Annotated in this window: 26 protein-coding genes; 14 read left to right on the forward strand and 12 right to left on the reverse strand. The window is 56.6% G+C overall.

Annotated features, from left to right (window positions below):
- The first annotated feature begins 4 nt into the window (after positions 1–4).
- The gene (gene flgN / locus LG383_RS10675) at positions 5–427 is read left to right on the forward strand and encodes a flagella biosynthesis chaperone FlgN (RefSeq protein WP_106992716.1); all 423 of its coding nucleotides are present in this window, start codon (positions 5–7) and stop codon (positions 425–427) included.
- A 58-nt stretch (positions 428–485) separates the two neighbouring features.
- On the opposite strand, the gene murJ is transcribed toward flgN, so the two are convergent.
- The 4 genes from murJ to rimJ form a co-directional block, all read right to left on the reverse strand.
- Positions 486–2021, reverse strand: coding sequence for a murein biosynthesis integral membrane protein MurJ (murJ, locus tag LG383_RS10680; protein WP_225759076.1), 1536 nt, complete (start codon positions 2019–2021; stop codon positions 486–488).
- Between the two features lie 152 nt (positions 2022–2173).
- Positions 2174–3097 carry a Gfo/Idh/MocA family protein gene (locus LG383_RS10685; RefSeq protein ID WP_225759077.1) on the reverse strand — a complete coding sequence of 308 codons (924 nt, stop codon included), beginning with the start codon at positions 3095–3097 and terminating at the stop codon, positions 2174–2176.
- 2 nt (positions 3098–3099) lie between these two features.
- On the reverse strand, positions 3100–3750 hold the full coding sequence (locus LG383_RS10690) for a YceH family protein (protein WP_225759078.1): 651 nt from the start codon (positions 3748–3750) through the stop codon (positions 3100–3102).
- 9 nt (positions 3751–3759) lie between these two features.
- Positions 3760–4344 (reverse strand): ribosomal protein S5-alanine N-acetyltransferase, encoded by a 585-nt coding sequence (gene rimJ, locus LG383_RS10695; protein WP_106992712.1) that lies wholly within the window; start codon positions 4342–4344, stop codon positions 3760–3762.
- A 234-nt stretch (positions 4345–4578) separates the two neighbouring features.
- On the opposite strand from rimJ, the gene mdtH reads away from it, so the two are divergent.
- The 9 genes from mdtH (at position 4579) to LG383_RS10740 (ending at position 11258) form a co-directional block, all read left to right on the forward strand.
- Positions 4579–5787 carry a multidrug efflux MFS transporter MdtH gene (gene mdtH, locus LG383_RS10700; RefSeq protein ID WP_225759079.1) on the forward strand — a complete coding sequence of 403 codons (1209 nt, stop codon included), beginning with the start codon at positions 4579–4581 and terminating at the stop codon, positions 5785–5787.
- Positions 5788–5884: 97 nt separating this feature from the next.
- Positions 5885–6445 (forward strand): lipoprotein, encoded by a 561-nt coding sequence (locus LG383_RS10705; RefSeq protein WP_106992710.1) that lies wholly within the window; start codon positions 5885–5887, stop codon positions 6443–6445.
- Between the two features lie 110 nt (positions 6446–6555).
- The gene (gene pyrC / locus LG383_RS10710) at positions 6556–7602 is read left to right on the forward strand and encodes a dihydroorotase (RefSeq protein ID WP_225759080.1); all 1047 of its coding nucleotides are present in this window, start codon (positions 6556–6558) and stop codon (positions 7600–7602) included.
- Between the two features lie 74 nt (positions 7603–7676).
- Positions 7677–7922, forward strand: a complete 246-nt coding sequence (dinI, locus tag LG383_RS10715) for a DNA damage-inducible protein I (protein ID WP_166182129.1) — start codon at positions 7677–7679, stop codon at positions 7920–7922.
- A 270-nt stretch (positions 7923–8192) separates the two neighbouring features.
- Complete coding sequence (gene bssS / locus LG383_RS10720; RefSeq protein ID WP_106992707.1) at positions 8193–8447, forward strand: biofilm formation regulator BssS; 255 nt, start codon at positions 8193–8195, stop codon at positions 8445–8447.
- Positions 8448–8564: 117 nt separating this feature from the next.
- On the forward strand, positions 8565–9683 hold the full coding sequence (solA, locus tag LG383_RS10725; protein WP_225759081.1) for an N-methyl-L-tryptophan oxidase: 1119 nt from the start codon (positions 8565–8567) through the stop codon (positions 9681–9683).
- Positions 9684–9739: 56 nt separating this feature from the next.
- Positions 9740–9853, forward strand: a complete 114-nt coding sequence (locus LG383_RS10730) for a YceO family protein (RefSeq protein WP_106992824.1) — start codon at positions 9740–9742, stop codon at positions 9851–9853.
- A 261-nt stretch (positions 9854–10114) separates the two neighbouring features.
- The gene (locus tag LG383_RS10735) at positions 10115–10681 is read left to right on the forward strand and encodes a cytochrome b (protein ID WP_166182127.1); all 567 of its coding nucleotides are present in this window, start codon (positions 10115–10117) and stop codon (positions 10679–10681) included.
- A gap of 1 nt (position 10682) precedes the next feature.
- Positions 10683–11258 (forward strand): YceI family protein, encoded by a 576-nt coding sequence (locus LG383_RS10740; protein WP_106992705.1) that lies wholly within the window; start codon positions 10683–10685, stop codon positions 11256–11258.
- Positions 11259–11303: 45 nt separating this feature from the next.
- Here LG383_RS10740 and LG383_RS10745 read toward each other — a convergent pair whose 3' ends face one another.
- The gene (locus LG383_RS10745) at positions 11304–12353 is read right to left on the reverse strand and encodes a rhodanese-related sulfurtransferase (protein ID WP_225759082.1); all 1050 of its coding nucleotides are present in this window, start codon (positions 12351–12353) and stop codon (positions 11304–11306) included.
- Positions 12354–12574: 221 nt separating this feature from the next.
- On the opposite strand from LG383_RS10745, the gene LG383_RS10750 reads away from it, so the two are divergent.
- The 3 genes from LG383_RS10750 to LG383_RS10760 all read left to right on the forward strand — a co-directional run bounded on the left by LG383_RS10750 (position 12575) and on the right by LG383_RS10760 (position 15362).
- Positions 12575–13501: a Kdo(2)-lipid IV(A) acyltransferase gene (locus LG383_RS10750; protein ID WP_106992703.1), complete on the forward strand. Its 927-nt coding sequence runs from the start codon at positions 12575–12577 to the stop codon at positions 13499–13501.
- 149 nt (positions 13502–13650) lie between these two features.
- Positions 13651–14889, forward strand: a complete 1239-nt coding sequence (gene mdtG, locus LG383_RS10755) for a multidrug efflux MFS transporter MdtG (protein WP_225759083.1) — start codon at positions 13651–13653, stop codon at positions 14887–14889.
- Between the two features lie 98 nt (positions 14890–14987).
- The gene (locus LG383_RS10760) at positions 14988–15362 is read left to right on the forward strand and encodes a MysB family protein (RefSeq protein ID WP_106992701.1); all 375 of its coding nucleotides are present in this window, start codon (positions 14988–14990) and stop codon (positions 15360–15362) included.
- Here the strand turns inward: LG383_RS10760 and LG383_RS10765 are convergent, their stop codons facing one another.
- The 3 genes from LG383_RS10765 to mdoG form a co-directional block, all read right to left on the reverse strand.
- Positions 15363–15590: a YceK/YidQ family lipoprotein gene (locus LG383_RS10765; protein WP_106992700.1), complete on the reverse strand. Its 228-nt coding sequence runs from the start codon at positions 15588–15590 to the stop codon at positions 15363–15365.
- Between the two features lie 64 nt (positions 15591–15654).
- A complete protein-coding gene (mdoH, locus tag LG383_RS10770) occupies positions 15655–18183 on the reverse strand; it encodes a glucans biosynthesis glucosyltransferase MdoH (RefSeq protein ID WP_225759084.1) in 2529 nt (842 codons plus the stop codon).
- A complete protein-coding gene (gene mdoG, locus LG383_RS10775; RefSeq protein WP_106992698.1) occupies positions 18176–19711 on the reverse strand; it encodes a glucans biosynthesis protein MdoG in 1536 nt (511 codons plus the stop codon). Before mdoG ends, mdoH begins: the two co-directional genes overlap by 8 nt.
- A gap of 273 nt (positions 19712–19984) precedes the next feature.
- Between mdoG and mdoC the strand changes: the two genes are divergently transcribed.
- Positions 19985–21145 carry a glucans biosynthesis protein MdoC gene (mdoC, locus tag LG383_RS10780; RefSeq protein ID WP_225759085.1) on the forward strand — a complete coding sequence of 387 codons (1161 nt, stop codon included), beginning with the start codon at positions 19985–19987 and terminating at the stop codon, positions 21143–21145.
- Between the two features lie 34 nt (positions 21146–21179).
- Here the strand turns inward: mdoC and LG383_RS10785 are convergent, their stop codons facing one another.
- The 4 genes from LG383_RS10785 to csgC form a co-directional block, all read right to left on the reverse strand.
- Complete coding sequence (locus LG383_RS10785; RefSeq protein ID WP_166185161.1) at positions 21180–22664, reverse strand: phospholipase D family protein; 1485 nt, start codon at positions 22662–22664, stop codon at positions 21180–21182.
- On the reverse strand, positions 22600–23142 hold the full coding sequence (ymdB, locus tag LG383_RS10790) for an O-acetyl-ADP-ribose deacetylase (RefSeq protein ID WP_106992694.1): 543 nt from the start codon (positions 23140–23142) through the stop codon (positions 22600–22602). The genes LG383_RS10785 and ymdB overlap by 65 nt, the downstream gene beginning before the upstream one ends.
- Positions 23143–23226: 84 nt before the next feature.
- Positions 23227–23595: a type 1 fimbrial protein gene (locus LG383_RS10795; protein WP_225759086.1), complete on the reverse strand. Its 369-nt coding sequence runs from the start codon at positions 23593–23595 to the stop codon at positions 23227–23229.
- Between the two features lie 87 nt (positions 23596–23682).
- A complete protein-coding gene (gene csgC / locus LG383_RS10800) occupies positions 23683–24009 on the reverse strand; it encodes a curli assembly chaperone CsgC (protein WP_225759087.1) in 327 nt (108 codons plus the stop codon).
- Between the last annotated feature and the right edge of the window lie 16 nt (positions 24010–24025).

The raw sequence follows: 24025 nt of genomic DNA on the forward strand, positions 1-24025 counted from the left end.
CCGTATGAGTCGTCTGACGGAAATAATGGATCACATGACGGTCGTCCTGAACGACCTGAAAACGGTAATGGATGCCGAGCAACAGCAGCTCTCTGCCGGGAATGTGAACGGCAGCGCGCTGCAGCGCATTACCGAAGATAAAAGCTCCCTGCTGGCCACGCTGGATTATCTGGAGCAGCAGCGGCGCACCGAGCAGTCCGCGCGCCAGAGTGCCAATGATGATGTCGCCGAACGCTGGCAAACGATTACTGAAAAAACTCAGCATCTGCGCGACCTCAATCAGCACAACGGCTGGCTACTTGAAGGGCAAATCACCCGCAACCAGCAGGCGCTGGAGGTGCTGAAGCCGCATCAGGAGCCGGCACTGTATGGCGCCAATGGCCAGACATCCAGCTCACGCAGCGGCGGGAAGAAGTTTTCGATCTGATTGTCCGGATGAGACAGACAGAGAACGGGGAGCACCGACAGGCGCTCCCCTTTTTGCGTTACGCCGTACGGCGGGCGAACTCTTTCACTTTGAAGCCCAGCACCGCGAGAGTCGCGAAGTACGCCACAACACCCACCACCACTACGGCCATCAGGCGCAGCAGACGATAAGGCATGGTGCCCAGCGCCCAGTCCGGCATCACGTAAAGCATGCCCACCAGCGCCGCAGCCATTACCAGCACCGCAATCACCAGCCGTAACAGGAAGCTCGTCCAGCCTGGCTGCGGGGTGAAAATCTGCTGCTTTCTCAGCTGCCAGTAGAGCAGCCCGGCATTCAGACAGGCTGCCAGACCGATGGACAGGGACAGACCGGCATGCTTCAGCGGGCCGATAAAGGCCAGGTTCATCACCTGGGTCATGATCAGGGTCACGATGGCGATCTTCACCGGGGTCTTGATGTCCTGACGCGAGTAGAAGCCCGGGGCCAGCACTTTCACCACAATCAACCCCATCAGGCCGACAGAGTAAGCCACCAGCGCCCGCTGGGTCATCAGCGCATCGAAGGCGCTGAATTTCCCGTACTGGAACAGGGACACCACCAGCGGTTTGGCGAGGATCCCCAGCGCCACCGCACTCGGCAGCGCCAGCAGGAAGCAGAGGCGTAACCCCCAGTCCATCAGTCGGCAGTACTCATCCTGGTTGCCGCTGGCAAAACTGCGGGAGAGTGACGGCAGCAGGATCGTGCCCAGCGCCACCCCCAGTACCCCGGACGGGAACTCCATCAGTCGGTCGGCGTAGTACATCCAGGAGACGGAACCGGAGACCAGGAACGAGGCGAAGATGGTGTTGATGATCAGCGAAATCTGGCTCACCGAGACGCCAAGAATGGCCGGCCCCATCTGCTTCACCACCCGCATCGCCCCTGCATCGCGCAGGTTAATGCGCGGCAGCACCAGCATGCCGATCTTCTTCAGGTGCGGCAGCTGATACGCCAGCTGCAGTACCCCGCCCACCGTCACCGCCCAGGCCAGGGCCAGCACCGGCGGATGGAAGTGCGGCGCGGCAAACAGCGCAAAGCCGATCATGCTGACGTTGAGGAACGTTGGCGCAAACGCCGGGACCGAGAAGCGGTTCCAGGTGTTAAGGATCGCCCCCGCCAGCGACGCCAGCGAGATCAGCAGAATATAGGGGAAGGTAATGCGCAGCAGCTGCGAGGTCAGGGCAAATTTATCGGCGGTATCGGCAAAGCCGGGCGCGGTGACCATGATCACCCAGGGTGCCGCCAGCATGCCGATCACCGTGACGATCGCCAGGGCGAGGGTCAGCAATCCCGAGACGTAGGAGACAAATACCTTCGTCGCGTCTTCCCCCTGCTTGCTTTTGTATTCCGCCAGAATGGGGACAAAAGCCTGGGAGAACGCGCCTTCGGCAAAGATACGGCGCAGCAGGTTAGGCAGTTTAAACGCAACAAAAAAGGCGTCAGTCGCCATCCCTGCGCCAAAGACCCTTGCCACAATGGCGTCGCGCGCAAAACCCAGCACGCGCGAAAACATGGTCATCGAGCTGACGGCAGCCAGCGATTTTAATAGGTTCATTAACGTGAATTTCCACTACCAGACGGCAAAACGCCTGCAAAGCAGGCGTGATTCTCGCCGGGTGGCGCTGCGCTTACCCGGCCTACAAGACAATAAACGCGCCTAGTCTACTCGTAAAAACGCGAATTGCTATGGGCAGATGTTACCGCAGGTTATTCGCTCATGGCCTCGCGCCAGAGCTTCTCCACGATGCGCTGGGCGCGGATCGCCTGTTCGCCTGCGGTTTCAGGAACCGTCTGATTTTGCACGCATTCGATGAAGTGACGCGCGCAGCCCGCAAAGCCGCGCTGCTCAAGGGTGCTTTGCCAGCCCGGGATGGCCGGCGTAACGACGCCACTCCCCCGCTCCTCGCGCCACTCGCGCATATCGGTAATGTCCAGCAATGCGCCGTCCGTCACCGCCTGGATCCACTCCCGCTGGCTGCCCGCCCGGCGGTGCATAGAGGTAGTGATCTGCAGATTGCCGGCGCTGAAATGGTGCTCGGCATAGACCATCGCCCCGTTCTCGTTGGTCTGCAGCGTACCGCCGGTAAGCCGGGCATCATTGCCCGCCAGCCACAGGGCGGTGTCCACCACGTGCAGATAATCATCCAGCAGGGTAAAGCGCAGATCGTTGGGCCCGATGCTGTCAGCGCGGTGTTTATCCATCCGCAGGGATGCCGCACCGTTCAGCTGGGTTTTCAGCTGCTGATAGAGCGGCGCGAAGCGGCGGTTAAAGCCGACCATCAGGGTGAGCTTCTTCTGGGCAGCGAGATCAATCAGCCGCTCGGCGTCGGCCAGGTTATCGGCCAGCGGTTTATCGACGCAGACATGCACGCCCGCCTGCAGCAGCTCGCTGACCACCTGATAGTGGGTGACGGTGGAGGTGTGGACAAAGACCACATCACACGCGCGGGCCAGATCCTGTAACGACGCATAATAAGGCATGCGCAGGGACTCGCAGATCCGCAGCGCCTTATCCCGCGACGGCGACCAGGCCCCCTGCAACGTCCAGTCTGTTGCGGCGCTCAGCACCGGCAGCCAGGCTTTCTGGGCGATCCCGCCCAGCCCTACAACGCCTACACGTAATTTTGTCACCGTTAATCTCCCAGATGTGCCAGCAGCGAATCGAGTCGCTGTTTCAATTCTACGACTTCATTTTCCAGCGCCTCAACACGGGCCAGTAAGGTCTCATCCGCGACCGGGGCCGCAGCCTCGGCTGTCGTGACGGCGGTATCAACCTCACCGCTGAAGAGGTGCATATAGCGGCTTTCGCGCTTACCCGGCTCGCGGGCCAGACGCAGGACAAAAGGCCCATCTTCCCGGGCGGCAAGGCCCTCGAGCGCCTGCTCCACCTCCTGCATATCCGCGAACTCGTGCATACGCGCGGCCCGGGTGCGTAGCTCGCCCGGGGTCTGCGCGCCGCGCAGCAGCAGGGTGGCGACGAGCGCCACTTCGGCCGGGTTCAGCTTAAGGGCACCAAACTCGGAGTTGCAAAAACGCTGTTCATATTTGGTGACGCGATTGCCAAAGCCGCTGACGGTGCGCAGATAGTGGCGCTTAACCAGCGCATCAAGCTGATCCTGCACCTCATGCTCGGCGAGGTTCATCACCGGCTCACGGTTGGTTTTCTGATTGCAGGCCAGGGTGACCGCATTGACCGAGAGCGGATACTGTTCCGGGGTGGTGACCTGTTTTTCCAGCAGGCAGCCGATAACGCGCGCTTCTGTGGCGGTTAACTGATATTTCATCTCTGTTCCTTAGCGCCCCGCGCTCCACTCTTTGGTTGTCAGCGCCGTCAGGACATGATCGCGCCATTCGCCGTTAATCAGCAGGTACTCTTTGGCATAGCCCTCTTTTTCAAACCCGAGGCGTGCCAGCAGATCGCCGCTGCGCTGATTGTGCGGCATGTAGTTGGCCATAATGCGGTGCATATGCTGGGTCCGCTGCATATAGCGGATAGCGGTGGTCAAGGCCTCAAACATCAGCCCCTGCCCCTGCCATTTTTGCCCGATGGAGTAGCCCAGGTAGCAGGCGTGAAAAGATCCCCGCACCACGTTAGAAAAGTTGGCGATCCCGACGATCTCTTTCTCTTCCGGATCGAGCAGGGCAAAATAGAACGCCGAGCCCTGCTTGTGGAACTCGGCAATCATGCTCAGCCGGGCCTGCCAGCCGGAAGGATAGCAGTGGCTTTCATCCCGCACGGGTTCCCAGGGTTTTAAAAACTGACGATTCTCAGCGTAGTAGTCCGCCAGACGCCAGGCATCACGCTCGTGCACCAGACGCACCACCAGCCGGTCGGTCGTCAGGCGAACTTTCGGCACATTACTGCGATAGCCAAACATGGATACAACTCCTTCATGTTACAACCTTGACCCGTTAGCTTTACTATACCTGCGCCGTTGCCATTCGGGAAAACAGTGACATAGCATTTTGATGTCTTTTCACATTTTTCGATGAAAAGCCTCAATCAAAGTCCCCTTTTGATAAAAAAATATTGTCGCCTGCGCGGTGGGAAAAACGCCGGCGAAACCGCAGAATATTAGCGCGCTCATCATCTTTGTTCCCCTGGAGGGGAAATGTCCCGTATCTCACAGGCCCGGCGTCTGGGCAAATGTTTCCTGCTTGTCGATAACATGCTGGTTGTCCTCGGCTTTTTCGTCGTTTTCCCGCTGATTTCGATTCGCTTTGTCGATCAGATGGGCTGGGCGGCGCTGATGGTCGGTATTGCGCTGGGTCTGCGCCAGTTTGTTCAGCAGGGGCTGGGGGTGTTTGGCGGCGCCATTGCCGACCGCTTCGGGGCCAAACCGATGATCGTCACCGGCATGCTGCTGCGGGCCGCGGGATTTGCCACCATGGCTATCGCCCATGAGCCCTGGCTGCTGTGGGTTTCCTGCATTATCTCCGGTCTGGGGGGCACGCTGTTCGACCCGCCGCGCACGGCGTTAGTGGTCAAACTGATCCGGCCTCAGCATCGCGGACGCTTTTTCTCTCTGCTGATGATGCAGGACAGCGCCGGCGCGGTGGTGGGCGCGCTATTGGGCAGCTGGCTGCTGCAGTATGATTTTCGTCTGGTCTGCGCCACGGGCGCAGTGCTGTTTATCCTCTGCGCGGCCTTCAACGCCTGGCTGTTACCGGCATGGAAACTCTCCACCGTCAAAGCGCCGGTGCGCGAAGGGCTGGGCAGGGTCTGGCACGACAAACGCTTTATCACCTATGTGCTGACCCTGGCGGGTTATTACATGCTGGGCGTGCAGGTAATGCTGATGCTGCCGATCATGGTCAACGATGTGGCGGGTTCCCCGGCGGCTGTGAAGTGGATGTACGCCATTGAGGCCTGTCTCTCCCTCTCCCTGCTCTACCCGATTGCCCGCTGGAGCGAAAAACGCTTCCGCCTTGAGCACCGTCTGATGGCGGGCCTGCTGCTGATGTCCCTGAGCATGCTGCCCATTGGGATGGTGGGCTCCTTGCAGCAGCTGTTTATGCTGATCTGCACCTTCTATATCGGCTCGATTATTGCCGAACCGGCCCGCGAAACCCTGAGCGCCGAGCTGGCCGACCCGCGTGCGCGGGGCAGCTATATGGGCTTCAGCCGTCTCGGGCTGGCGATTGGTGGTGCGCTGGGGTATGCCGGTGGCGGATGGTTGTTTGATGCCGGGAAAGCCTTCAATCAGCCGGAGTTACCGTGGGTGATGCTGGCCTTAATCGGAGTGATCACCTGCTTCGCGCTGGGCTGGCAGTTCAGCCACAAACGTCGCCTGCCCGGCATCCTCGAGCCTGGCGCCTGATCGCACAGATATCAGTTTTTTCTGCTGGTCTGACACACTCTCCCCTGACATACTGGCGCGTCAGGATTGAAGCGCTGACATTATGTCGAGGAAAACCATGAAAAAATTCGTTATTGCCACTGCGTTGATCGTCAGCGGCCTGCTGGTTGGTTGTAATCAGCTCACCCAGTACACCGTCAGTGAGCAGGAGATCAACCAGGCCCTGCAAAAGCGCAATAACTTTGCGAAAGATATCGGCGTTCCGGGCGTGGCCGATGCGCATATCGTCCTGACCAACCTTGCCAGCCAGATTGGCCGCGAAGAGCCGAACAAAGTGATGCTCTCCGGGGATGCCAGCCTGGACATGAACTCGCTGTTCGGCAGCCAGAAAGCCAATATCAAACTGAAATTAAAAGCGCTGCCGGTCTTCAATAAAGATCAGGGCGCCATCTATCTGCAGCAGATGGAGATCACCGACGCGGTGGTGTCGCCGGACAAAATGAAACCGGTCCTGCAAACCCTGATGCCATACCTGAATCAGTCGCTGCAAAACTACTTCAACCAGCAACCGGCCTACATCCTGCGCGAAGATAACAGCAAGGGTGAAGCCCTGGCGAAAAAGTACGCTAAAGGAATCGAAGTGAAACCGGGTGAGATTGTTATCCCCTTCGTCGATTAACCTCTGAGGCGCTTCGGCGCCTTTTTTTTGTGGAAAAGAGTGCAAACGAAAACGTTTCCCTCTATTCTTTGTGTCCGGCAAAAATCATCTCACTCAGCCGGAGCCTATCCATGACTGCACCATCCCAGGTTTTGAAAATTCGCCGCCCAGACGACTGGCATATCCATCTTCGCGATGGCGATATGCTCAACACCGTCGTGCCGTATACCAGTGAAATTTATGGCCGCGCGATTGTCATGCCAAACCTGGTGCCGCCCGTCACCACGGTCGACGCGGCGATTGCCTATCGCCAGCGCATTCTTGCTGCCGTGCCTGCCGGACACGATTTTACCCCGCTGATGACCTGTTATCTGACCGACACGCTCGATCCCAACGAGATCGAACGCGGCTTTAACGAAGGGGTCTTCACCGCCGCCAAGCTCTACCCGGCCAACGCCACCACCAACTCCAGCCATGGCGTAACCAGCATTGATGCGATTATGCCGGTGCTGGAGCGCATGGAGAAACTGGGGATGCCGCTGCTGGTGCATGGCGAAGTAACCCATGCCGAGATCGATATTTTCGACCGCGAAGCGCGTTTTATCGACACCGTGATGGAGCCGCTGCGTCAGCGCCTGCCTGGTCTGAAAGTGGTGTTTGAACATATCACCACCAAAGATGCGGCCGAGTACGTGCGCGATGGTAACGAGCTTCTGGCCGCCACCATTACCCCGCAGCACCTGATGTTCAACCGCAACCACATGCTGGTGGGCGGCGTGCGCCCTCACCTCTATTGCCTGCCAATCCTCAAGCGTAATATCCACCAGCAGGCGCTGCGTGAACTGGTTGCCAGCGGCTTTGAGCGTGCCTTCCTCGGCACCGACTCTGCGCCGCACGCCCGTCACCGCAAAGAAGCCAGCTGCGGCTGTGCAGGTTGCTTTAACGCGCCTACCGCGCTGGCCAGCTATGCCCAGGTGTTTGAAGAGATGAACGCCCTGCAGCACTTTGAGGCCTTCTGCTCCCTGAATGGCCCTCGCTTCTACGGCTTGCCGGTCAATGAGACCTTCGTTGAACTGGTTCGGGAAGAGAGCAGCGTGGTGGAATCCATAGCCCTGACGGATGACACCCTGATCCCGTTCCTCGCGGGTGAAACCGTACACTGGACGGTAAAACGCTAAAAATTGTTGGCCCCCTGTTGTAAGTTCGACAATATGACTGTATAAATAAACAGTATATTACACAGGGGGCAACTATGCGTATCGAAGTGACCATTGCCAGAACAACTACTTTGCCTGCCGGGGCGCTGGACGCACTGGCGGGTGAATTATCCCGCCGTATTAATGACTCCTTTCCCGAACGCGATGGTGCTGTCACCGTGCGTTATGCCAGTTCAAATAATCTGTCGGTGATCGGCGGCGCCAAAGAAGATAAACAGCGCATCAGCGAAATTTTACAGGAAACCTGGGAGAGCGCTGACGACTGGTTTATTACCGATTAATTTTATGCCTCATTGTTTTTTTTTGCCGGGTCGCCCCGGCTTTTTTTCGTCTGTTTAACGTAACTGCGAATAATCTGACTGACTCCGTCAAAAATCATCAGCAAGATGATGTTTTAATGTTCAAACAATCCTAAAAGGCACAAATTTGTTGTGCTGCCTGTTTCTTTTTCCCTTCAGAAGCCTTATTTATTGATATACTGAAATTGCTTCAGAAAAACACGCATTGAACCTCACAGTCGTTGTCATTTAACACGTATTCAGGGGGTTATGATGGAAAAGAATAATGAAGTCATCCAGACACATCCACTTGTTGGCTGGGATATCAGCACTGTAGATAGCTACGACGCACTGATGCTGCGTTTGCATTACCAGACCCCGAACCACCCTGACACCGATGAAGCGGAAGTTGGGCAGACGCTATGGTTAACAACCGACGTCGCACGTCAGTTTATTTCTATTTTAGAAGCCGGCATTGCAAAAATAGAATCCAGTGACTACCAGGCAAATGAGTACCAGCGACATTAATGTAATGTCTCAATCTCACCCAAAAAGGCACCTTACGGTGCCTCATTTATTTCGCCCTTGTATAACCGTCCCGTCTTAATTACCCTGCTAAGCAACGAAACGCGTAAAGAGAATCTGATGAAATACGATCTAATTATTATTGGCAGCGGATCTGTCGGTGCAGCGGCAGGTTATTACGCAACCCGGGCCGGTCAAAACGTGCTGATGATTGATGCCCATATGCCGCCCCACACCGAAGGGAGCCACCACGGTGACACCCGTCTGATGCGTCACGCTTATGGGGAGGGCGAGCGCTATGTGCCGCTGGTGTTACGGGCGCAGGCGCTGTGGGATGAGCTGGCCGACATCAGCGGTGAGCCGGTCTTTGAACGCACGGGCGTCGTCAATCTCGGGCCGTCCGGGTCGTCATTCCTGGCAAACGTTGAGCAGAGCGCCCGCCAGTTCAATCTCAACCTTGAGCGCCTGGATGCGGCGGCGGTGATGAAACGCTGGCCTGAAATTCAGGTTCCCGAGGGTTATATCGGTCTGTTTGAGGCTGAGTCCGGCGTCCTGCGCAGCGAGCTGGCGATTAAAACCTGGATTGCGCTGGCGAAAGAAGCCGGCTGCGCGCAGCTGTTTAACTGCCCGGTCACTGCGATTTCCCATCAGGACGACGGCGTCACCGTCGAGACCCCGGAAGGCCCGTACCGCGCAGATCGTCTGCTGGTAAGCGCCGGCACCTGGGTCTCGCGTCTGGTGCCAGACCTGCCGATTCAGCCGGTGCGTAAGGTCTTCTCCTGGTTCCAGGCCGACGGCCGCTACAGCCATCAGAACCACTTCCCGGCCTTTACCGGCGAACTGCCTGATGGGGATCAGTTCTACGGCTTCCCATCCGAGAAAGATGCGCTGAAGATCGGTAAACACAACGGCGGCCAGGTCATATCTTCTCCGGAAGAGCGCAAGCCGTTTGGGGCTTATCCTGGGGACGGCTCTGAAGCCTTCAAATTCCTGCGCAACGTGCTGCCAGGCATCGGCGGCCTGTTACACGGGGCAGCCTGCACCTATGACAACACGCCGGACGAAGACTTCATCATCGACACCCTGCCGGGCCATGACAATACGCTGCTGATCACCGGCCTGAGCGGCCATGGATTCAAATTCGCCAGCGTGCTGGGGGAGATTGCCGCGCAATTCTCCCGGCAGATCGCCCCGCCGTTTGATCTCACGCCTTTCTCCCTGTCGCGCTTTAGCCGATAATGCTGTCAGGCTTCGGGTTGCCGAAGCCTTTCATTTCTTCCATTACCGGTACCCTCATGCGTCGTATTGTGAATTATGTGGTCAATAATATTCGCGAGCATCTGATGCTCTATATTGTGCTGTGGTCGCTCCTCGCGCTGCTCGATATTCTGTACATTGTATTTTTCTGATGAAAAATATTGACATAAATTGACGATTCTTAAGATAAATATAATTTCAAAATAAATTATTTGAACATCATAAAATCGTCATAACCCGCCTGTAATCAGCGCCGATCGCATATTACTAACAATCACATTGACCATTATTGCCAACTGTTATTCAAAATAACTGAAAGAATAAAATTAATAATGAATATCTGTAAATATCATTTGCATTAATGTTTCACCCACGCCATTTTTAGCGCTTGCGAATTAATAACGGTATTCACAATGCAGGTGCGTAATTCCCCCACACGCTATGGCGTTATTTCCATGAGTTTACACTGGCTGATGGCTATTGCGGTGTATGGCATGTTTGGCCTTGGATTATGGATGGTAACACTCAGCTATTACGATGGCTGGTATCACCAGGCACCCGAGCTACACAAAAGCATCGGCTTTATGCTGATGATGGCCCTGGTGGTACGTCTGCTGTGGCGCCATTTCTCCCCGGTGCCTTCGGCGCTGAAAAGCCAGTCGCGCGCCACGCGCCTTATCGCCACTGCGGCGCATATTGCGCTGTATGCGCTGCTGTTCGCCATTCTTATCAGCGGCTATTTAATTTCCACCGCCGACGGCAAGCCGATCAGCGTCTTCGGTCTGTTTGACGTCCCTGCCCTGTTGGCAGATGCCGGAGCGCAGGCCGATCTGGCCGGAACCATTCATCTGTGGCTGGCCTGGGGCGTCGTCATACTTTCTGTCCTGCATGGTCTTGCGGCCTTCAAACACCACTTTATCGACAAAGATGCCACCCTGACACGTATGTTGGGCAAAGCGTCACCTGACTCTGGAGCATAAAATGAAAAAAAGCCTGCTGGGATTAACCTTAGGTTCTCTGCTGTTCACCACCGGCGCCGCGGTGGCAGCCGACTACAAAATTGATAAGCAAGGTCAGCACGCCTTTGTGAACTTCCGTATCCAGCATCTGGGCTACAGCTGGCTGTACGGCACCTTCAAGGATTTCGACGGTTCCTTCACTTTCGATGAGAGCAATCCGGCGGCCGATAAAGTCAATGTGACCCTGAATACCAACAGTCTGGATACCAACCACGCCGAGCGTGACAAGCACCTGCGCAGCGCCGATTTCCTCAACGTGGCTAAATTCCCGCAGGCCACCTTCACCTCCACCGAAGTGAAAAAGGACGGTGACGGCCTGGATATTACCGGTAATCTGACGCTGAACGGCGTGACCAAGCCCGTTAAGCTGGATGCAAAACTGATTGGTCAGGGTGATGACCCGTGGGGCGGCAAACGCGCAGGGTTTGAAGCGACAGGCAAAATCCACCTGAAAGACTTTAACATCACCACCGATCTGGGCCCGGCGTCGCAGGACGTGGAGCTGATTATTTCGGTGGAAGGGGTTCAGCAGAAGTAATGCCCTCGCCCGGTCAGCATCACGCGACCGGGCAAGGTTTCAGGGTTATTCCGGATCGGGAATACCCAGGCGGGTGTTCAGACGTCCACGCGATTTATTGAAGATCTTATTGCCGTTCTCGCGACCCGCACGACGGCGGCGCTGCTCCTCTTCCGGCAACATACTCTCCTCGCTACACAGCTCGCTGCAGCAGCCGTTGAACTTTTCGGCGCAGGCCGGGCACTGAATAAACAGCAGATGACAACCGTCGTTTTTGCAGTTGGTATGGGTGTCGCAGGCGGTGCCGCACTGATGGCAATGCGCGATCACATCGTCAGAGATACGCTCCCCCATCCGCTCGTCAAAGACAAAGTTCTTGCCGATAAAGCGCACCGGCAGGCCCTGTTCGCGCGCGCGACGGGCATACTCAATGATCCCGCCCTCGATATGCCAGACCTTGTTGAAGCCCTGGTGCTTCATGTACGCGCTGGCTTTTTCACAGCGGATGCCCCCGGTGCAGTACATGACAATTTTCTTGTCCTTATGCTCCTGCATCATCTCAACCGCTTTTGGCAGCTGCTCACGGAAGGTGTCCGCCGGAATTTCAAGCGCGTTTTCGAAATGGCCCACTTCATATTCGTAGTGGTTACGCATATCGATAAACACGGCGTCGGGATCGTCGAGCATGGCGTTAACATCGGCCGCTTTCAGGTATTCGCCCACGTCGCTGGCGTTAAAGGTCGGATCGTCGATGCCGTCGGCCACGATACGTTCGCGCACTTTCAGGCGCAGCACCCAGAATGATTTGCCGTCATCGTCGAGGGCAACGTTCAGACGCAGGCCGTCCAGCGCCGGATCAAAAGCGTAGAGGAATTCACGCAGGGCGTCGACATTGCTTTCCGGCACGCTGATCTGGGCGTTGATGCCCTCGTGCGCCAGATAGATACGGCCAAAGACGTTCAGGGCGGTTAAGGCTTTATACAGCGCGTCGCGCGTGGCCTTTGGGTTAACAATGGTGAAGTACTTATAGAACGAGATCGTCGTGCGCGGCTCGGTTTCAGCCAACATGCGCGCTTTCAGCTCTTCGTTCGAAATGAGGTTGTGTAACACTGGCATGGTGTACGGTTCCTGCAATCGTAGTGAGAATGAAAATCGGGCGGCATCATATAGCAAACAATGAGAATTTACATCCCTTCATTTTGCGCTACATTTCTCACCCTGAAATGCCGGGGCTATAACATTTGCTGTTTTCATGAACATTTCGACGCCGTGCGTTTTGGATATGAAACGAATAATGCGACAATCTGCCGACAGGACGTATCATAAACAGGAATGACATGACTCAATTACCTAAATTTTCCACTGCGCTATTACATCCTCGTTACTGGCTGACCTGGGCTGGCATCGGTTTATTGTGGTTACTGGTGCATCTTCCCTACCCGCTGATCTACCGCCTTGGCTGCGGCATGGGTCGACTGGCGATGCGCTTTATGTCCCGCCGCGCATACATTGCCCGCCGCAATCTGGAACTTTGTTTTCCAGAAATGAGCCAGCAAGAGCGTCACGAGATGGTGGTCAAAAATTTTGAATCCGTCGGCATGGGGCTGATGGAGACCGGGATGGCCTGGTTCTGGTCCGACAAACGCATGGCGCGCTGGACCGAAGTGACCGGCACCGGCATGGCGCCCGTGCATCAGCTCCAGGCGCAGAAAACCGGCGTACTGCTGATTGGCGTCCATTTTCTGACGCTGGAGATCGGCGCGCGGATGTTCGGCATGCAGGCGCCCGGCATTGGTGTCTATCGCCCGAACGACAATCCGGTGATCGACTGGCTGCAGACCTGGGGCCGGATGCGCTCCAACAAAAGCATGATCGACCGTAAAGACCTCAAAGGGATGATCCGGGCCCTGAAATCCGGCGAAGTGATCTGGTATGCACCGGACCATGACTATGGCCCTGGCGCCAGCGTCTTTGTACCCTTCTTTGCCGTCGATGACGCGGCCACCACTTCCGGCACCTGGACGCTGGCCCGTCTGTCACAGGCGGCGATTGTGCCCTTCGTACCGCGCCGGAAAGCCAATGGCAAGGGCTATGAACTGATGATGCTGGAACCTGAGTGTTCCCCCCCGCTGGACGATGCGAAAACCACCGCCGCGTGGATGAATGAGGTGGTTGAGAAGTGCATCCTGCTAGCGCCGGATCAGTATATGTGGCTGCATCGCCGCTTTAAAACCCGCCCTGAAGGCGTGCCTTCCCGCTATTAATCTCCTGTACTGCGGCCTCTCCGGCCGCACCGCCCTTTTGACTTATCATGCCCTCCGCCATTGCAGCAATCATCACCCAGGCGCATAATTAGCAGGCTTATTACCTTCTTTAAATGATGATGCCGCCGCGCATCATAACGCGGATAGCTATGTCTCCCTCAGAAACGCCAATTAACTGGAAGCGGAACCTCACGGTGGCCTGGCTGGGCTGCTTTCTTACGGGTGCCGCCTTTAGCCTGGTGATGCCTTTCCTGCCGCTGTATGTCGAGCAGTTGGGCGTCAGCGGCCACAGCGCCCTGAACATGTGGTCGGGGCTGGTGTTCAGCATCACCTTTCTCTTCTCTGCCATTGCATCTCCGTTCTGGGGCGGGCTGGCCGATCGTAAGGGGCGTAAAATTATGCTCCTGCGTTCCGCGCTGGGCATGTCGGTAATTATGGTGCTGATGGGGATGGCGCAAAACATCTGGCAGTTTCTGATCTTACGCGCCGTGCTGGGGCTGCTGGGTGGGTTTGTGCCCAATGCCAACGCGCTGATCGCCACGCAAATTCCCCGTCATAAAAGCGGCTGGGCGTTGGGCACGCTCTCTACCGGTGCGGTGAGCGGCGCCCTGCTTGGCCCGCTGGCCGGCGGATTGCTGGCGGACAGCTACGGCCTGCGTCCGGTCTTTTTCATCACCGCGGGCGTCCTGTTTGCCTGCTTCCTGCTGACCTTTTTCTGTATTCGGGAAAACTTCACCCCGGTGCCCAAAAAAGAGATGCTCCATGCCCGTCAGGTGTTCGCCTCGCTGAAAAACCCTAAACTGGTACTCAGCCTGTTTGTCACCACGATGATCATTCAGGTGGCGACCGGCTCCATCGCGCCGATCCTGACCCTGTACGTGCGCGACCTCGCGGGCCACGTGAGCAACATCGCCTTTATCAGCGGCTTAATCGCTTCGGTCCCCGGCGTGGCCGCGCTGATCAGCGCCCCACGGCTGGGAAAACTGGGGGATCGCATCGGCCCGGAAAGGATCCTGATTGTCGCTCTGGTGATCTCCGTCCTGCTGCTTATCCCGATGTCCTTCGTGCAATCGCCGTGGCAGCTGGGCGTGCTGCGCTTTTTACTCGGGGCCGCCGATGGCGCCCTGCTGCCTGCGGTTCAGACCCTGCTGGTCTATAACTCCACCAACCAGATCGCCGGGCGTATCTTCAGCTACAACCAGTCGTTTCGTGATATCGGCAACGTCACCGGCCCACTTCTTGGGGCCGGGATAGCCGCCAGCTACGGTTTTCGCGCGGTGTTTATTGTGACCGCCTGCGTAGTGATGTTTAACGCCTTTTACTCCTGGATCAGCCTGTCGCGCGCCGTTCGTCGACCGCAGCCAGATAAGACACCTGCGCCTGATTAAGACAACTCCGTGAAGGCTTTTGCCGCTTTCATACTTGCAATTATGGAGAATCAGCTATTCTTTCCCTGAACACCATGTCAAAACACAGGGAGACGCCGATGACTATGTTTGCCACTCTAGAGGAAGCGATTGATGCCGCGCGCGAGGAGTTCCTCGTTGACAATCCCGGCATTGAGGAAGAGGACGCGAATATTGAGCAACTCAATATTCAGAAGTATGTCATGCAGGATGGGGACATTATGTGGCAGGCCGAATTTTTTGCCGATGATGGCGAAGACGGCGAATGCCTGCCGGTGCTTAGCGGTGAAGCGGCCCAGGCAGTGTTTGATGGCGATTATGACGAGATTGAATTGCGTCAGGAGTGGCTGGAAGAGAACACCCTGCATGAATGGGATGAGGGCGAATTTCAACTCGAGCCGCCGCTGGATACCGAAGAGGGGCAAACCGCAGCGGATGAGTGGGATGAGCGTTAATTACTCATAGGGCCCGTGCTGAGCGTCGATGGGTAGCAGAAGGGTATCGAACACCAGCGAGAATGGCAGATCCAGAACCGTCAGGTAACGCCATGCAGAATCGCGAACGTCCCACTGCACACCCGGGTAGTATTGATTGCCATGTCCCTGCCCTGGGATAGTCCGGCTGATAATACTTCCGCAGCCGCTCAGTAATAACGCCATCGTAATGACGATCAAAAATCGCATCCAGTAGTACCTCTGATAAAAAAATACCGGCCCTGGAGCCGGTATTTATTTGCCCTTCGGGGCATTACTTCGCTTTCAACGCCTGCGGGTTCATCTTCAACGTCTCATAATGGCTCACCCAGGAAGAGTATCTCTCCGGGGCAGACCAGACACGATGATGCAGACGCGACATGGTGACCGGGTCGCTCAGCAGTACCAGACGACGATCGCGGTTCAGCTTCTCCGGGGTCTCGTTCAGCGCCTGCTCAACGTGACGATCGCGGGCAATCTCCAGCACGTTGCTCGCCCGGTGACGGGCTGTCGCCATTGCGGTCGCCAGGGCGTTGAATGACGGATTAAACACGGCGTGCATAAACCCATCGTCCAGCGAACGGCTGCGATTGAGCTCCAGATAGTTGTCGGTATCCACCAGCACCTGCGGCGGGGAATACTCTTCCGGGATCAGGAACAGCTTCCAGCGTTTGGTGCGTAATCCCAGCGTTGACCGGCTGGAGAACACCGACACAAACGGCGACAGGATCAGGGAGAAGACAATCGGCGCCAGCCAGAACAGGAAGCGCAGATCCAGCCACGCCATGCCAACCGCCCACACCAGGCCCAGCAGCATCTGCGAGCCGTGACGCATAAAGGCTTCACTCCATGGGGTGGAGTCATCGTCACGCTGCGGCGAGTTCCAGACCACTTCCCAGCCGAGGAAGGCGCTGACCACGAAGACGGTGTGGAACAGCATACGTACCGGGGCCAGCAGCACGGAGAACAGCACTTCCAGCAGCAGGGAGAGCGTTACGCGGAAGAAACCGCCGTACTCTTTCGAGCCTTTACACCAGATCAGCACGATACTCAGCAGCTTCGGCAGGAACAGCAGCACCATCGTCGAGGCAAAGAGCGCAATCGCCAGCTCAGGACGCCACTGCGGCCACACCGGGAACAGCTGGCGCGGTTGCAGGAAGTACTGCGGCTCGGTCAGGGCATGCACCACCTGCAGCGCGGTCGACAGGGCCAGGAACATAAACCACAGCGGCGCGGAGAGATAGGACATCACGCCGGTCAGGAACACGGCACGGTGTACCGGGTGCATCCCTTTGACGAGGAACAGGCGGAAGTTCATCAGGTTACCGTGGCACCAGCGACGGTCACGCTTCAGTTCATCCAGCAGGTTAGGCGGCAGCTCTTCATAGGAGCCCGGCAGGTCGTAGGCAATCCACACCCCCCAACCGGCACGACGCATCAGCGCGGCTTCCACGAAGTCATGGGACAGGATCGAGCCCGCAAAGGAGCCTTCACCCGGCAGCGGTGCCAGGGCACAGTGCTCGATGAACGGCTTCACGCGGATGATGGCGTTATGCCCCCAGTAGTGCGATTCACCCAGCTGCCAGAAGTGCAGACCGGCGGTGAACAGCGGCCCGTACACGCGGGTCGCAAACTGCTGGCAGCGCGCATACAGCGTGTCCATGCCCGACGCTTTTGGCGAAGACTGGATGATCCCGGCATTCGGGTTGGCTTCCATCAGGCGCACAAGGCCCGACAGGCAGTCACCGGTCATCACCGAGTCCGCATCCAGCACCACCATATAGCTGTACTGGTTGCCCCAGCGACGGCAGAAGTCATCGATATTACCGCTTTTACGCTTCACGCGACGACGGCGGCGACGGTAGAAGATCTGCCCTTCACCCTGCACTTCGGCGATCAGCTCCATCCAGGCTTTCTGTTCCGCCACGCAAATGTCGGGGTTGTAGCTGTCACTCAGGATGTAAACGTCGAAGTGTTCGCCGTTACCGGTGGCTTTCACCGACTCCCAGGTGGCACGCAGGCCGGCGAAGACGCGATCCACGTCTTCGTTACAGATGGGCATGATCAGCGCCGTACGGTGCTCAGGGTTGAGGGGTTCATCCCCCACCGTAGAGTGCGAAATGCTGTATTTGTCCCGGCCAATCAACAGCTGCAGGAAGCCCATCAACGCGGTCCAGAAACCGGCCGAGACCCAGCAGAAGAGAATGGCGAACAGCAGCAGGATGCCGCTTTGCAGAATATACGGCAGCAGCTGCATAAACGAGACCAGCAGATCCTGGCCGAGCATATCGGCCGGATTGATCAGCGCCCAGCCCTGGTAAGGCAGAATGGTCTTCATATACCAGGTGGCGACGACGGTCTGCGCGATGGTCAGCAGCAGCAGGATGTAGCGGCGAATACTGCCGACGGTACGCCATTTCTCTTCGCTGGCCTGTTGCTCTTTGGTCAGGCGAGAGAGATAGCGCGGGGTCACATCGCGGCCACGCAGGCGATCCCAGAAACGGCCCACCGGGTTGGTGCGCCAGGGATCCGGGAACATTGAGGAGCGCGTCGCTTTCGGCATCGCTTCAAGCTGGGTGCGCCCTTCGTCATCGCGAATCAGCTGGCCTTCGGCCAGTGAGTCGGGCCAGGCCTGCTCGAGACGGCTTTTAACCGAGCCCAGCGGGGTATCATCTTCACGGGTAAACGGATGATGATCGGCATCCAGCGCGGTATGCACCGCAGTGATGTCACCCTTCGGCAGTGCCGCCTTCTCGATATCGGTCAGCGGCATGGCATCGATATACTCAGTTGTCTTATTCATTGGCAGGTAGCTGATAGCTCCAGGTTTCACTCAACGGCTGGTCAGCGTTCACCAGAGCGGCACGCATCTCAGTCGGTTGTTTCGCATCTTTCAGTTTCACACGCAGGGTTAAACGCCAGCCTTTGGTGACCGGGTTATAACGCACGTTGTTTTCCACGATTTCACCGTTATCACCAATGCTCGTCTGGGCGGTGACCGGGGTTTCCGGTGCCAGTTTACTCATCTCCTGACCGGTGAAGTCCACCACGAAGGCGATGGTGCCATCAGGCTGACGGATCAGATTCGACTGTTTCACATCTCCGGTGGAACGGCGGGTCTGCAGTACATACGCGTTTTCTGGCGCATGCAGCTTGTCTTCATCGCGGCTCATGGTGATGGAGTAGTTGAAGTTCATCTCTTTCCCGGCTTCCGGCAGCTGATCCGGCGTCCAGTAGGCGACGATGTTGTCGTTGGTTTCGTCGTTGGTCGGGATCTCTACCAGCTCAACTTTGCCTTTGCCCCACTCGCCTTTCGGGGTGATCCAGGCGCTTGGGCGCAGATCGTAACGATCGTCCAGATCTTCAAAGCGAGAGAAATCACGGCCACGTTGCAGCAGGCCAAACCCTTGTGGGTTTTCCATGCTGAAGCTGCTTACCGCCAGGTGTTTCGGGTTGTTCAGCGGACGCCAGATCCATTCGCCGTTCCCGGCCAGAATCGACAGACCGTTAGAGTCATGCAGTTCCGGGCGGAAGTTGGTAGCTGACGACGGCTGGTTAGGTCCGAACAGGAACATACTGGTCAGCGGCGCTACGCCCAGTTTGCCGACTTTATCGCGCAGATAGACTTTAGACTGCACGTCAACCACGGTGTCGCGGCCCGGAATAATGACAAAGCGATAGGCACCGGTGGCACGCGGGGAGTCCAGCAGCGCATAGATGGTCAGGCGTTTGTCGGTCGGTTTAGGACGTTCAATCCAGAACTCACGGAAACGGGGGAACTCTTCCCCGGAAGGCAGGGCGGTATCGATCGCCAGACCACGTGCAGAGAGGCCGTACACCTGGCCACCGCCGATCACGCGGAAATAGCTGGCGCCCAGCATGCTGACAATTTCGTCGTTCTTATCTTTACTGTTGATCGGGTAAAGCACTTTAAAGCCCGCGAAGCCCAGATCTTTCACGGTGTCTTTATCGTGTTGCACATTGCCGAAATTAAAATAGTCCGGGCTGTACTTGATTTTACGTACCGCGTTGGATGTCACTTCATTAATGGTGACAGGCGTGTCGAAGTACATCCCCTGATGATAAAACTCAAGCTTGAAAGGGGTTTTAATCTTATTCCAGTACGCTTTATCGTGATTAAACTGGATCTGCTGATAGTCCGCGTATTTCATGTCGCGGAAAACGGAGGGCAAGTTACTTTTTGGCGCTTCGTACCCCTTACCTGCCATCGATTTTGCCTGTTTTGCGACATCGTCGATAGTAAAGGCCAGGGCCGATGAGGTATACAGAGACAACAAGACGGCTGCCCCTACCCAACGCATTTTCATCATATGTGGTGTATGTTTCATAATAAGTAAGCACTTCCCCCTTTGTGTGCTTATATCGATCCGATCCATTTTAATGGAAAATCAGGCATTCCGACAACATAATCACCGCTTTGTTCAGCGTGCTGGCTCATGGAATAAGCAAATGAAAGTAACCCGTTTTCACTTTGCGTGCTTATCCTGGAGACAGTATGTCGGACTTCGTGTAGGGTTGGCTCCGAATGTAACCACTATTGCTCTTAGGGATAAGGCGATAAGTCTGAGAATGCACAAGGCTATATGAGTACCGTACCCACACAACGCGAATACTTCCTTGATTCTATTCGGGCCTGGCTGATGCTGCTGGGGATCCCGTTTCACATCTCCTTGATCTATTCGAGCCACGTCTGGCACGTCAATAGTGCCGAGTCCTCATGGTGGCTGACGCTGTTTAACGATTTCATCCACTCGTTCCGGATGCAGGTCTTTTTCGTTATTTCGGGCTATTTTTCCTACATGCTTTTTCTGCGCTACCCGCTTAAGCGCTGGTGGAAAGTGCGCGTGGAGCGGGTCGGGATCCCGATGCTCACCGCCATCCCCCTGCTCACGCTGCCGCAATTCATCATGCTGCAGTATGTAAAAGGCAAAGCGGACACCTGGCACAACCTGTCGCTGTACGAAAAATACAATACGCTTGCCTGGGAGCTGGTATCGCACCTGTGGTTCCTGCTGGTGCTGGTGGTGATGACCACGGTCAGCCTGTGGCTGTTCAGCCGTATGCGCCGCCGTCTGAGTACAGGTTCACAGACGTTTTTCGCTGATATCAGCTGGGGCAAACTGTCGGTTCTGTTTTTACTGCTGGGCATTGCTTATGCTGCGCTGCGCCGCACGTTGCTCATCGTTTATTCACCGATCCTCAGCGACGGCCTGTTCAACTTTGTGGTGATGCAGACCCTCTTCTATCTGCCTTTCTTTATTATTGGCGCGCTGGCGTTTGTCCATCCCCAACTGAAAGCCCTGTTTACCACCCCGTCGCGCGGCTGCAACCTCGGAGCAGCCCTGGCGTTTGTCGCCTATCTGCTGAATCAGCGTTATGGCAGCGGCGATGCGTGGATGTATGAAACCGAAAGCGTGATCACCATGCTGCTGGGACTGTGGATGGTGAATGTGGTCTTTGCCCTGGGGCACCGCCTGCTGAACTTTAAATCCGCGCGCGTCACCTATTTCGTTAACGCTTCGCTGTTCATCTATCTGGTGCACCATCCGTTGACGCTGTTTTTCGGCGCTTACATCACGCCGCATATCAGTTCAAACCTGCTGGGCTTTATCGCCGGACTGGTGTTTGTGGTCGGGATTGCGATTGTGCTGTATGAAATCCATCTGCGTATTCCGCTCCTGCGCTTCCTGTTTTCCGGTAAACCGGCCAGCAAACCTAATAATACCCCGCAGGCCACCAGCTAATCCGTTGCGCGCCGGTCATTGCACCGGCGCAACTTCACAGCAGCCACTCTACCGGCAACCAGTAGGCCAGCCGCACCTGCATCCGCTGCCAGAAACGGGTTTTAGGCTCCTTTTTGTGGACGATCTCCTCCCCGTCCTTGCGCTCAATCCAGTTCACACGCCCCAGTTTGTCCAGCTTTAACTGCCAGGCCTCGTGGCGCTGACTGCGTACAAACCGCGTATGGATCAGTCGCGCCAGCACCTCGCTTTCGATGACGAAGCCCATCTCGGTGTTGAGCATCGTTGATCGGGGATCAAAATTAAGCGAACCAATAAATACCTTTTCCCCGTCGATGCTGAACGTTTTGGCGTGCAGGCTGGAACCGGAGTTCCCGGTAATGCCGCGGTCGTGTACTACCGGCACGCCATCCTGGGTCGGCTTGAGCTCGTAGAGTTCAATGCCATGGCGCAACAGCTTCTTGCGCCAGCGGGCATAACCGGCATGCACTACGGCGACATCGTTGGCCGCCAGGGAATTGGTCATGATGGCGACCTTAACCCCCTTGCGCACCATCTGCAGCAGCAGCGCCACCCCCGCCCGGGTGGGAACAAAATAGGCCGAAATAATCGCAATTTGCTCAACCGGCGAGCCCATCACGTCCAGCAAGCGCTGCGGCAGCAGGGAATGGCGTTTTGCCCGCCCCTGCCCTTTACGGGGATCGTCGCTAAGCAACCGGGTTTTCGCCCAGATCAAGGGTAAATCACCCGCTTCCAGGCGGGTAATAAACTCGCTGGACTGGAGTTTATCCAGATAGCGGCGGGTAATATCGTCCCGATACCACTCTTCAGGCGGGTGAATTTTATCTTCGATTTCGGTCTCAGACAGTTCCAGCACCTGCTGGAGCGTGGAGACCGAGGCGCAGTTCCAGTAACGTTCAAAGTCATCGGCCACGTCCTGGACCACCGGGCCTGTCGCCATCACATCCAGATCGGAGAACAGCGGCTCCTCGCCCGCGCCAAAATAGGCATCCCCGATGTTTCTGCCGCCGACGATGGTGACCTCCCCGTCCACGGTAAAACTCTTGTTATGCATCCGCCGGTTGAGGCGGGCAAAATCGGTGAGGTAGCCCAGGGCACGCAGGGAGCGAAACGAGAAAGGATTAAACAGACGAACCGAGAAATTGGGGTGCGCGTCCAGCAGGCGCAGGATGGCGTCGAGCCCCTGGGTATTGTTGTCATCCAGCAGCAGACGGACGCGCACGCCGCGCATGGCGGCGGAGAGCAGCACGGAAAACAGCAGTCTTCCGGACATGTCGTCTTCCCAGATGTAGTACTGCACATCGAGGGTCTTTTCCGCCATCTCCGCCAGCCGGTAGCGGCAGGCGAAGGCGTCCAGACTGTTATCAAGGGGGAGAAGGCCACAAAGGCCAGGATGTGCGGAACTGACCGGCGCAATAGCACGCCCGAGTCGGGTGTTATGCGTCGGTTTCCTGTCCTCGCTGGGTAAGCAGTCGCTTGTATAGTCGGGCATTTTCTTCATCATAGCAGACAAAGTATACCCGCTCCGGCAGAGGCTTGCGGGTGAGATAATCCGAAACCGTGTTAACGGCGATTTCTGCCGCTGCCGCGCGAGGATAACCGTAGATCCCGGTGCTGATCGCCGGGAATGCGAGGGAGTGATAGCCGTTGGCTGCCGCCAGGTTCAGGCTGTTGCGGTAGGCTTCTTCCAGGATTCGGGCTTCATGATGCTCGCCCCCATGCCAGACGGGACCCACAGTGTGGATCACCGCTTTGGCAGGCAGATCGCCTGCCAGAGTAATCACCGCCTGGCCCGGGGCGCACTCACCCTGCTGCTGACGCACCACCCGGCAGGCCTCCAGCAGGGCTGGCCCCGCCGCACGGTGGATGGCGCCATCCACGCCGCCCCCGCCCATTAACGAGGGGTTGGCGGCATTGACGACCACATCAACATGCAGGGTGGTGATATCACCCAGAAAAACTTCAATACGCGAGTTCATAAGCAACCTCTGCTGACGCTTTTTTCTTAAGTGTATCGCAGAGGATGGGGTGTGTAAGCCCGGTAATCAGAAAACCGCCCCGCCTCAGTGATAATCCACCTGAACGATAGCCAGCGACTTTTCAGGATTAATGTACTTCATACTGATGGTCGCACGATCCGTTACCGCAGCTCCATATAAGGCATCTGAATAGCTCACCTGTTGAGTGTGCATTTTTGATTCTTGCGGACAGGATACCGAAAGAGTACGTGATGTCGGTGAGATGACGCAGGGACCTTCAACAATCTGTCCGATAAAATGGATAACATTACTGGCGTAAGCCGGTGTGAACGTAGCCGCCAGCACGAGCGCGGCGGCAAGTTTGATGCGGGACGAGACCATCGGTGCGATCCTTAATGAAAATCGTCCCTGATAATGAAACAACAGGTCCCGGACCGGGCTGTCGACCAGCATCGACGATGCCAGTAACATCAGCATAATCACATAACAACATTTCCGCTACATTAATCAATACATTGATTTCATGAATGTTTTTACCCATTACGCTTTTGACGGCGGCCACTGTTGTGAAAGATGCAGTGACTTGCCATCCGACACGGTGACAATGACATTGACCTTATCGTCAGGGCCTGAGTTTAGTGTCATGCGGGGCAGGTTGACCGTTTTATTGGCCGGTAACGAAAGCGTATTTTGCTGTCGCGAGGTGCTTTGCCCACCGGGACCGCTGCGCGAGGTGAGGATCTGCACCTGACACAGACAGGGTTCCGTCACCGTTACCTGAGGAATAATGGTCAACATCTCGCCCTCTGTGGTGGTCTGAAAAGTGATCTGGCTGGTCAGCGCGGCAAGCAGTAACAGTGTATTCATGATCTTCTCCCAAAAA

This window comes from Leclercia sp. Marseille-Q4284, assembly GCF_916618945.1.
Classification (GTDB): Bacteria; Pseudomonadota; Gammaproteobacteria; order Enterobacterales; family Enterobacteriaceae; genus Enterobacter; species Enterobacter tamurae.

Excerpts from the sequence above, each read along its gene's own strand:
- pyrC (WP_225759080.1), top strand. The coding sequence starts at position 6,556 with ATGACTGCACCATCCCAGGTTTTGAAAATTCGCCGCCCAGACGACTGG.
- LG383_RS10690 (WP_225759078.1), bottom strand. The coding sequence starts at position 3,750 with ATGAAATATCAGTTAACCGCCACAGAAGCGCGCGTTATCGGCTGCCTG.
- mdoC (WP_225759085.1), top strand. The coding sequence starts at position 19,985 with ATGAGTACCGTACCCACACAACGCGAATACTTCCTTGATTCTATTCGG.
- LG383_RS10760 (WP_106992701.1), top strand. The coding sequence starts at position 14,988 with ATGACTATGTTTGCCACTCTAGAGGAAGCGATTGATGCCGCGCGCGAG.
- murJ (WP_225759076.1), bottom strand. The coding sequence starts at position 2,021 with ATGAACCTATTAAAATCGCTGGCTGCCGTCAGCTCGATGACCATGTTT.
- LG383_RS10750 (WP_106992703.1), top strand. The coding sequence starts at position 12,575 with ATGACTCAATTACCTAAATTTTCCACTGCGCTATTACATCCTCGTTAC.
- mdtG (WP_225759083.1), top strand. The coding sequence starts at position 13,651 with ATGTCTCCCTCAGAAACGCCAATTAACTGGAAGCGGAACCTCACGGTG.
- ymdB (WP_106992694.1), bottom strand. The coding sequence starts at position 23,142 with ATGAACTCGCGTATTGAAGTTTTTCTGGGTGATATCACCACCCTGCAT.
- flgN (WP_106992716.1), top strand. The coding sequence starts at position 5 with ATGAGTCGTCTGACGGAAATAATGGATCACATGACGGTCGTCCTGAAC.
- mdoH (WP_225759084.1), bottom strand. The coding sequence starts at position 18,183 with ATGAATAAGACAACTGAGTATATCGATGCCATGCCGCTGACCGATATC.
- mdoG (WP_106992698.1), bottom strand. The coding sequence starts at position 19,711 with ATGATGAAAATGCGTTGGGTAGGGGCAGCCGTCTTGTTGTCTCTGTAT.
- solA (WP_225759081.1), top strand. The coding sequence starts at position 8,565 with ATGAAATACGATCTAATTATTATTGGCAGCGGATCTGTCGGTGCAGCG.
- LG383_RS10765 (WP_106992700.1), bottom strand. The coding sequence starts at position 15,590 with ATGCGATTTTTGATCGTCATTACGATGGCGTTATTACTGAGCGGCTGC.
- dinI (WP_166182129.1), top strand. The coding sequence starts at position 7,677 with ATGCGTATCGAAGTGACCATTGCCAGAACAACTACTTTGCCTGCCGGG.
- LG383_RS10745 (WP_225759082.1), bottom strand. The coding sequence starts at position 12,353 with ATGCCAGTGTTACACAACCTCATTTCGAACGAAGAGCTGAAAGCGCGC.
- LG383_RS10785 (WP_166185161.1), bottom strand. The coding sequence starts at position 22,664 with ATGAAGAAAATGCCCGACTATACAAGCGACTGCTTACCCAGCGAGGAC.
- bssS (WP_106992707.1), top strand. The coding sequence starts at position 8,193 with ATGGAAAAGAATAATGAAGTCATCCAGACACATCCACTTGTTGGCTGG.
- LG383_RS10705 (WP_106992710.1), top strand. The coding sequence starts at position 5,885 with ATGAAAAAATTCGTTATTGCCACTGCGTTGATCGTCAGCGGCCTGCTG.
- LG383_RS10735 (WP_166182127.1), top strand. The coding sequence starts at position 10,115 with ATGCAGGTGCGTAATTCCCCCACACGCTATGGCGTTATTTCCATGAGT.
- csgC (WP_225759087.1), bottom strand. The coding sequence starts at position 24,009 with ATGAATACACTGTTACTGCTTGCCGCGCTGACCAGCCAGATCACTTTT.
- LG383_RS10795 (WP_225759086.1), bottom strand. The coding sequence starts at position 23,595 with ATGCTGGTCGACAGCCCGGTCCGGGACCTGTTGTTTCATTATCAGGGA.
- LG383_RS10730 (WP_106992824.1), top strand. The coding sequence starts at position 9,740 with ATGCGTCGTATTGTGAATTATGTGGTCAATAATATTCGCGAGCATCTG.
- LG383_RS10740 (WP_106992705.1), top strand. The coding sequence starts at position 10,683 with ATGAAAAAAAGCCTGCTGGGATTAACCTTAGGTTCTCTGCTGTTCACC.
- rimJ (WP_106992712.1), bottom strand. The coding sequence starts at position 4,344 with ATGTTTGGCTATCGCAGTAATGTGCCGAAAGTTCGCCTGACGACCGAC.
- mdtH (WP_225759079.1), top strand. The coding sequence starts at position 4,579 with ATGTCCCGTATCTCACAGGCCCGGCGTCTGGGCAAATGTTTCCTGCTT.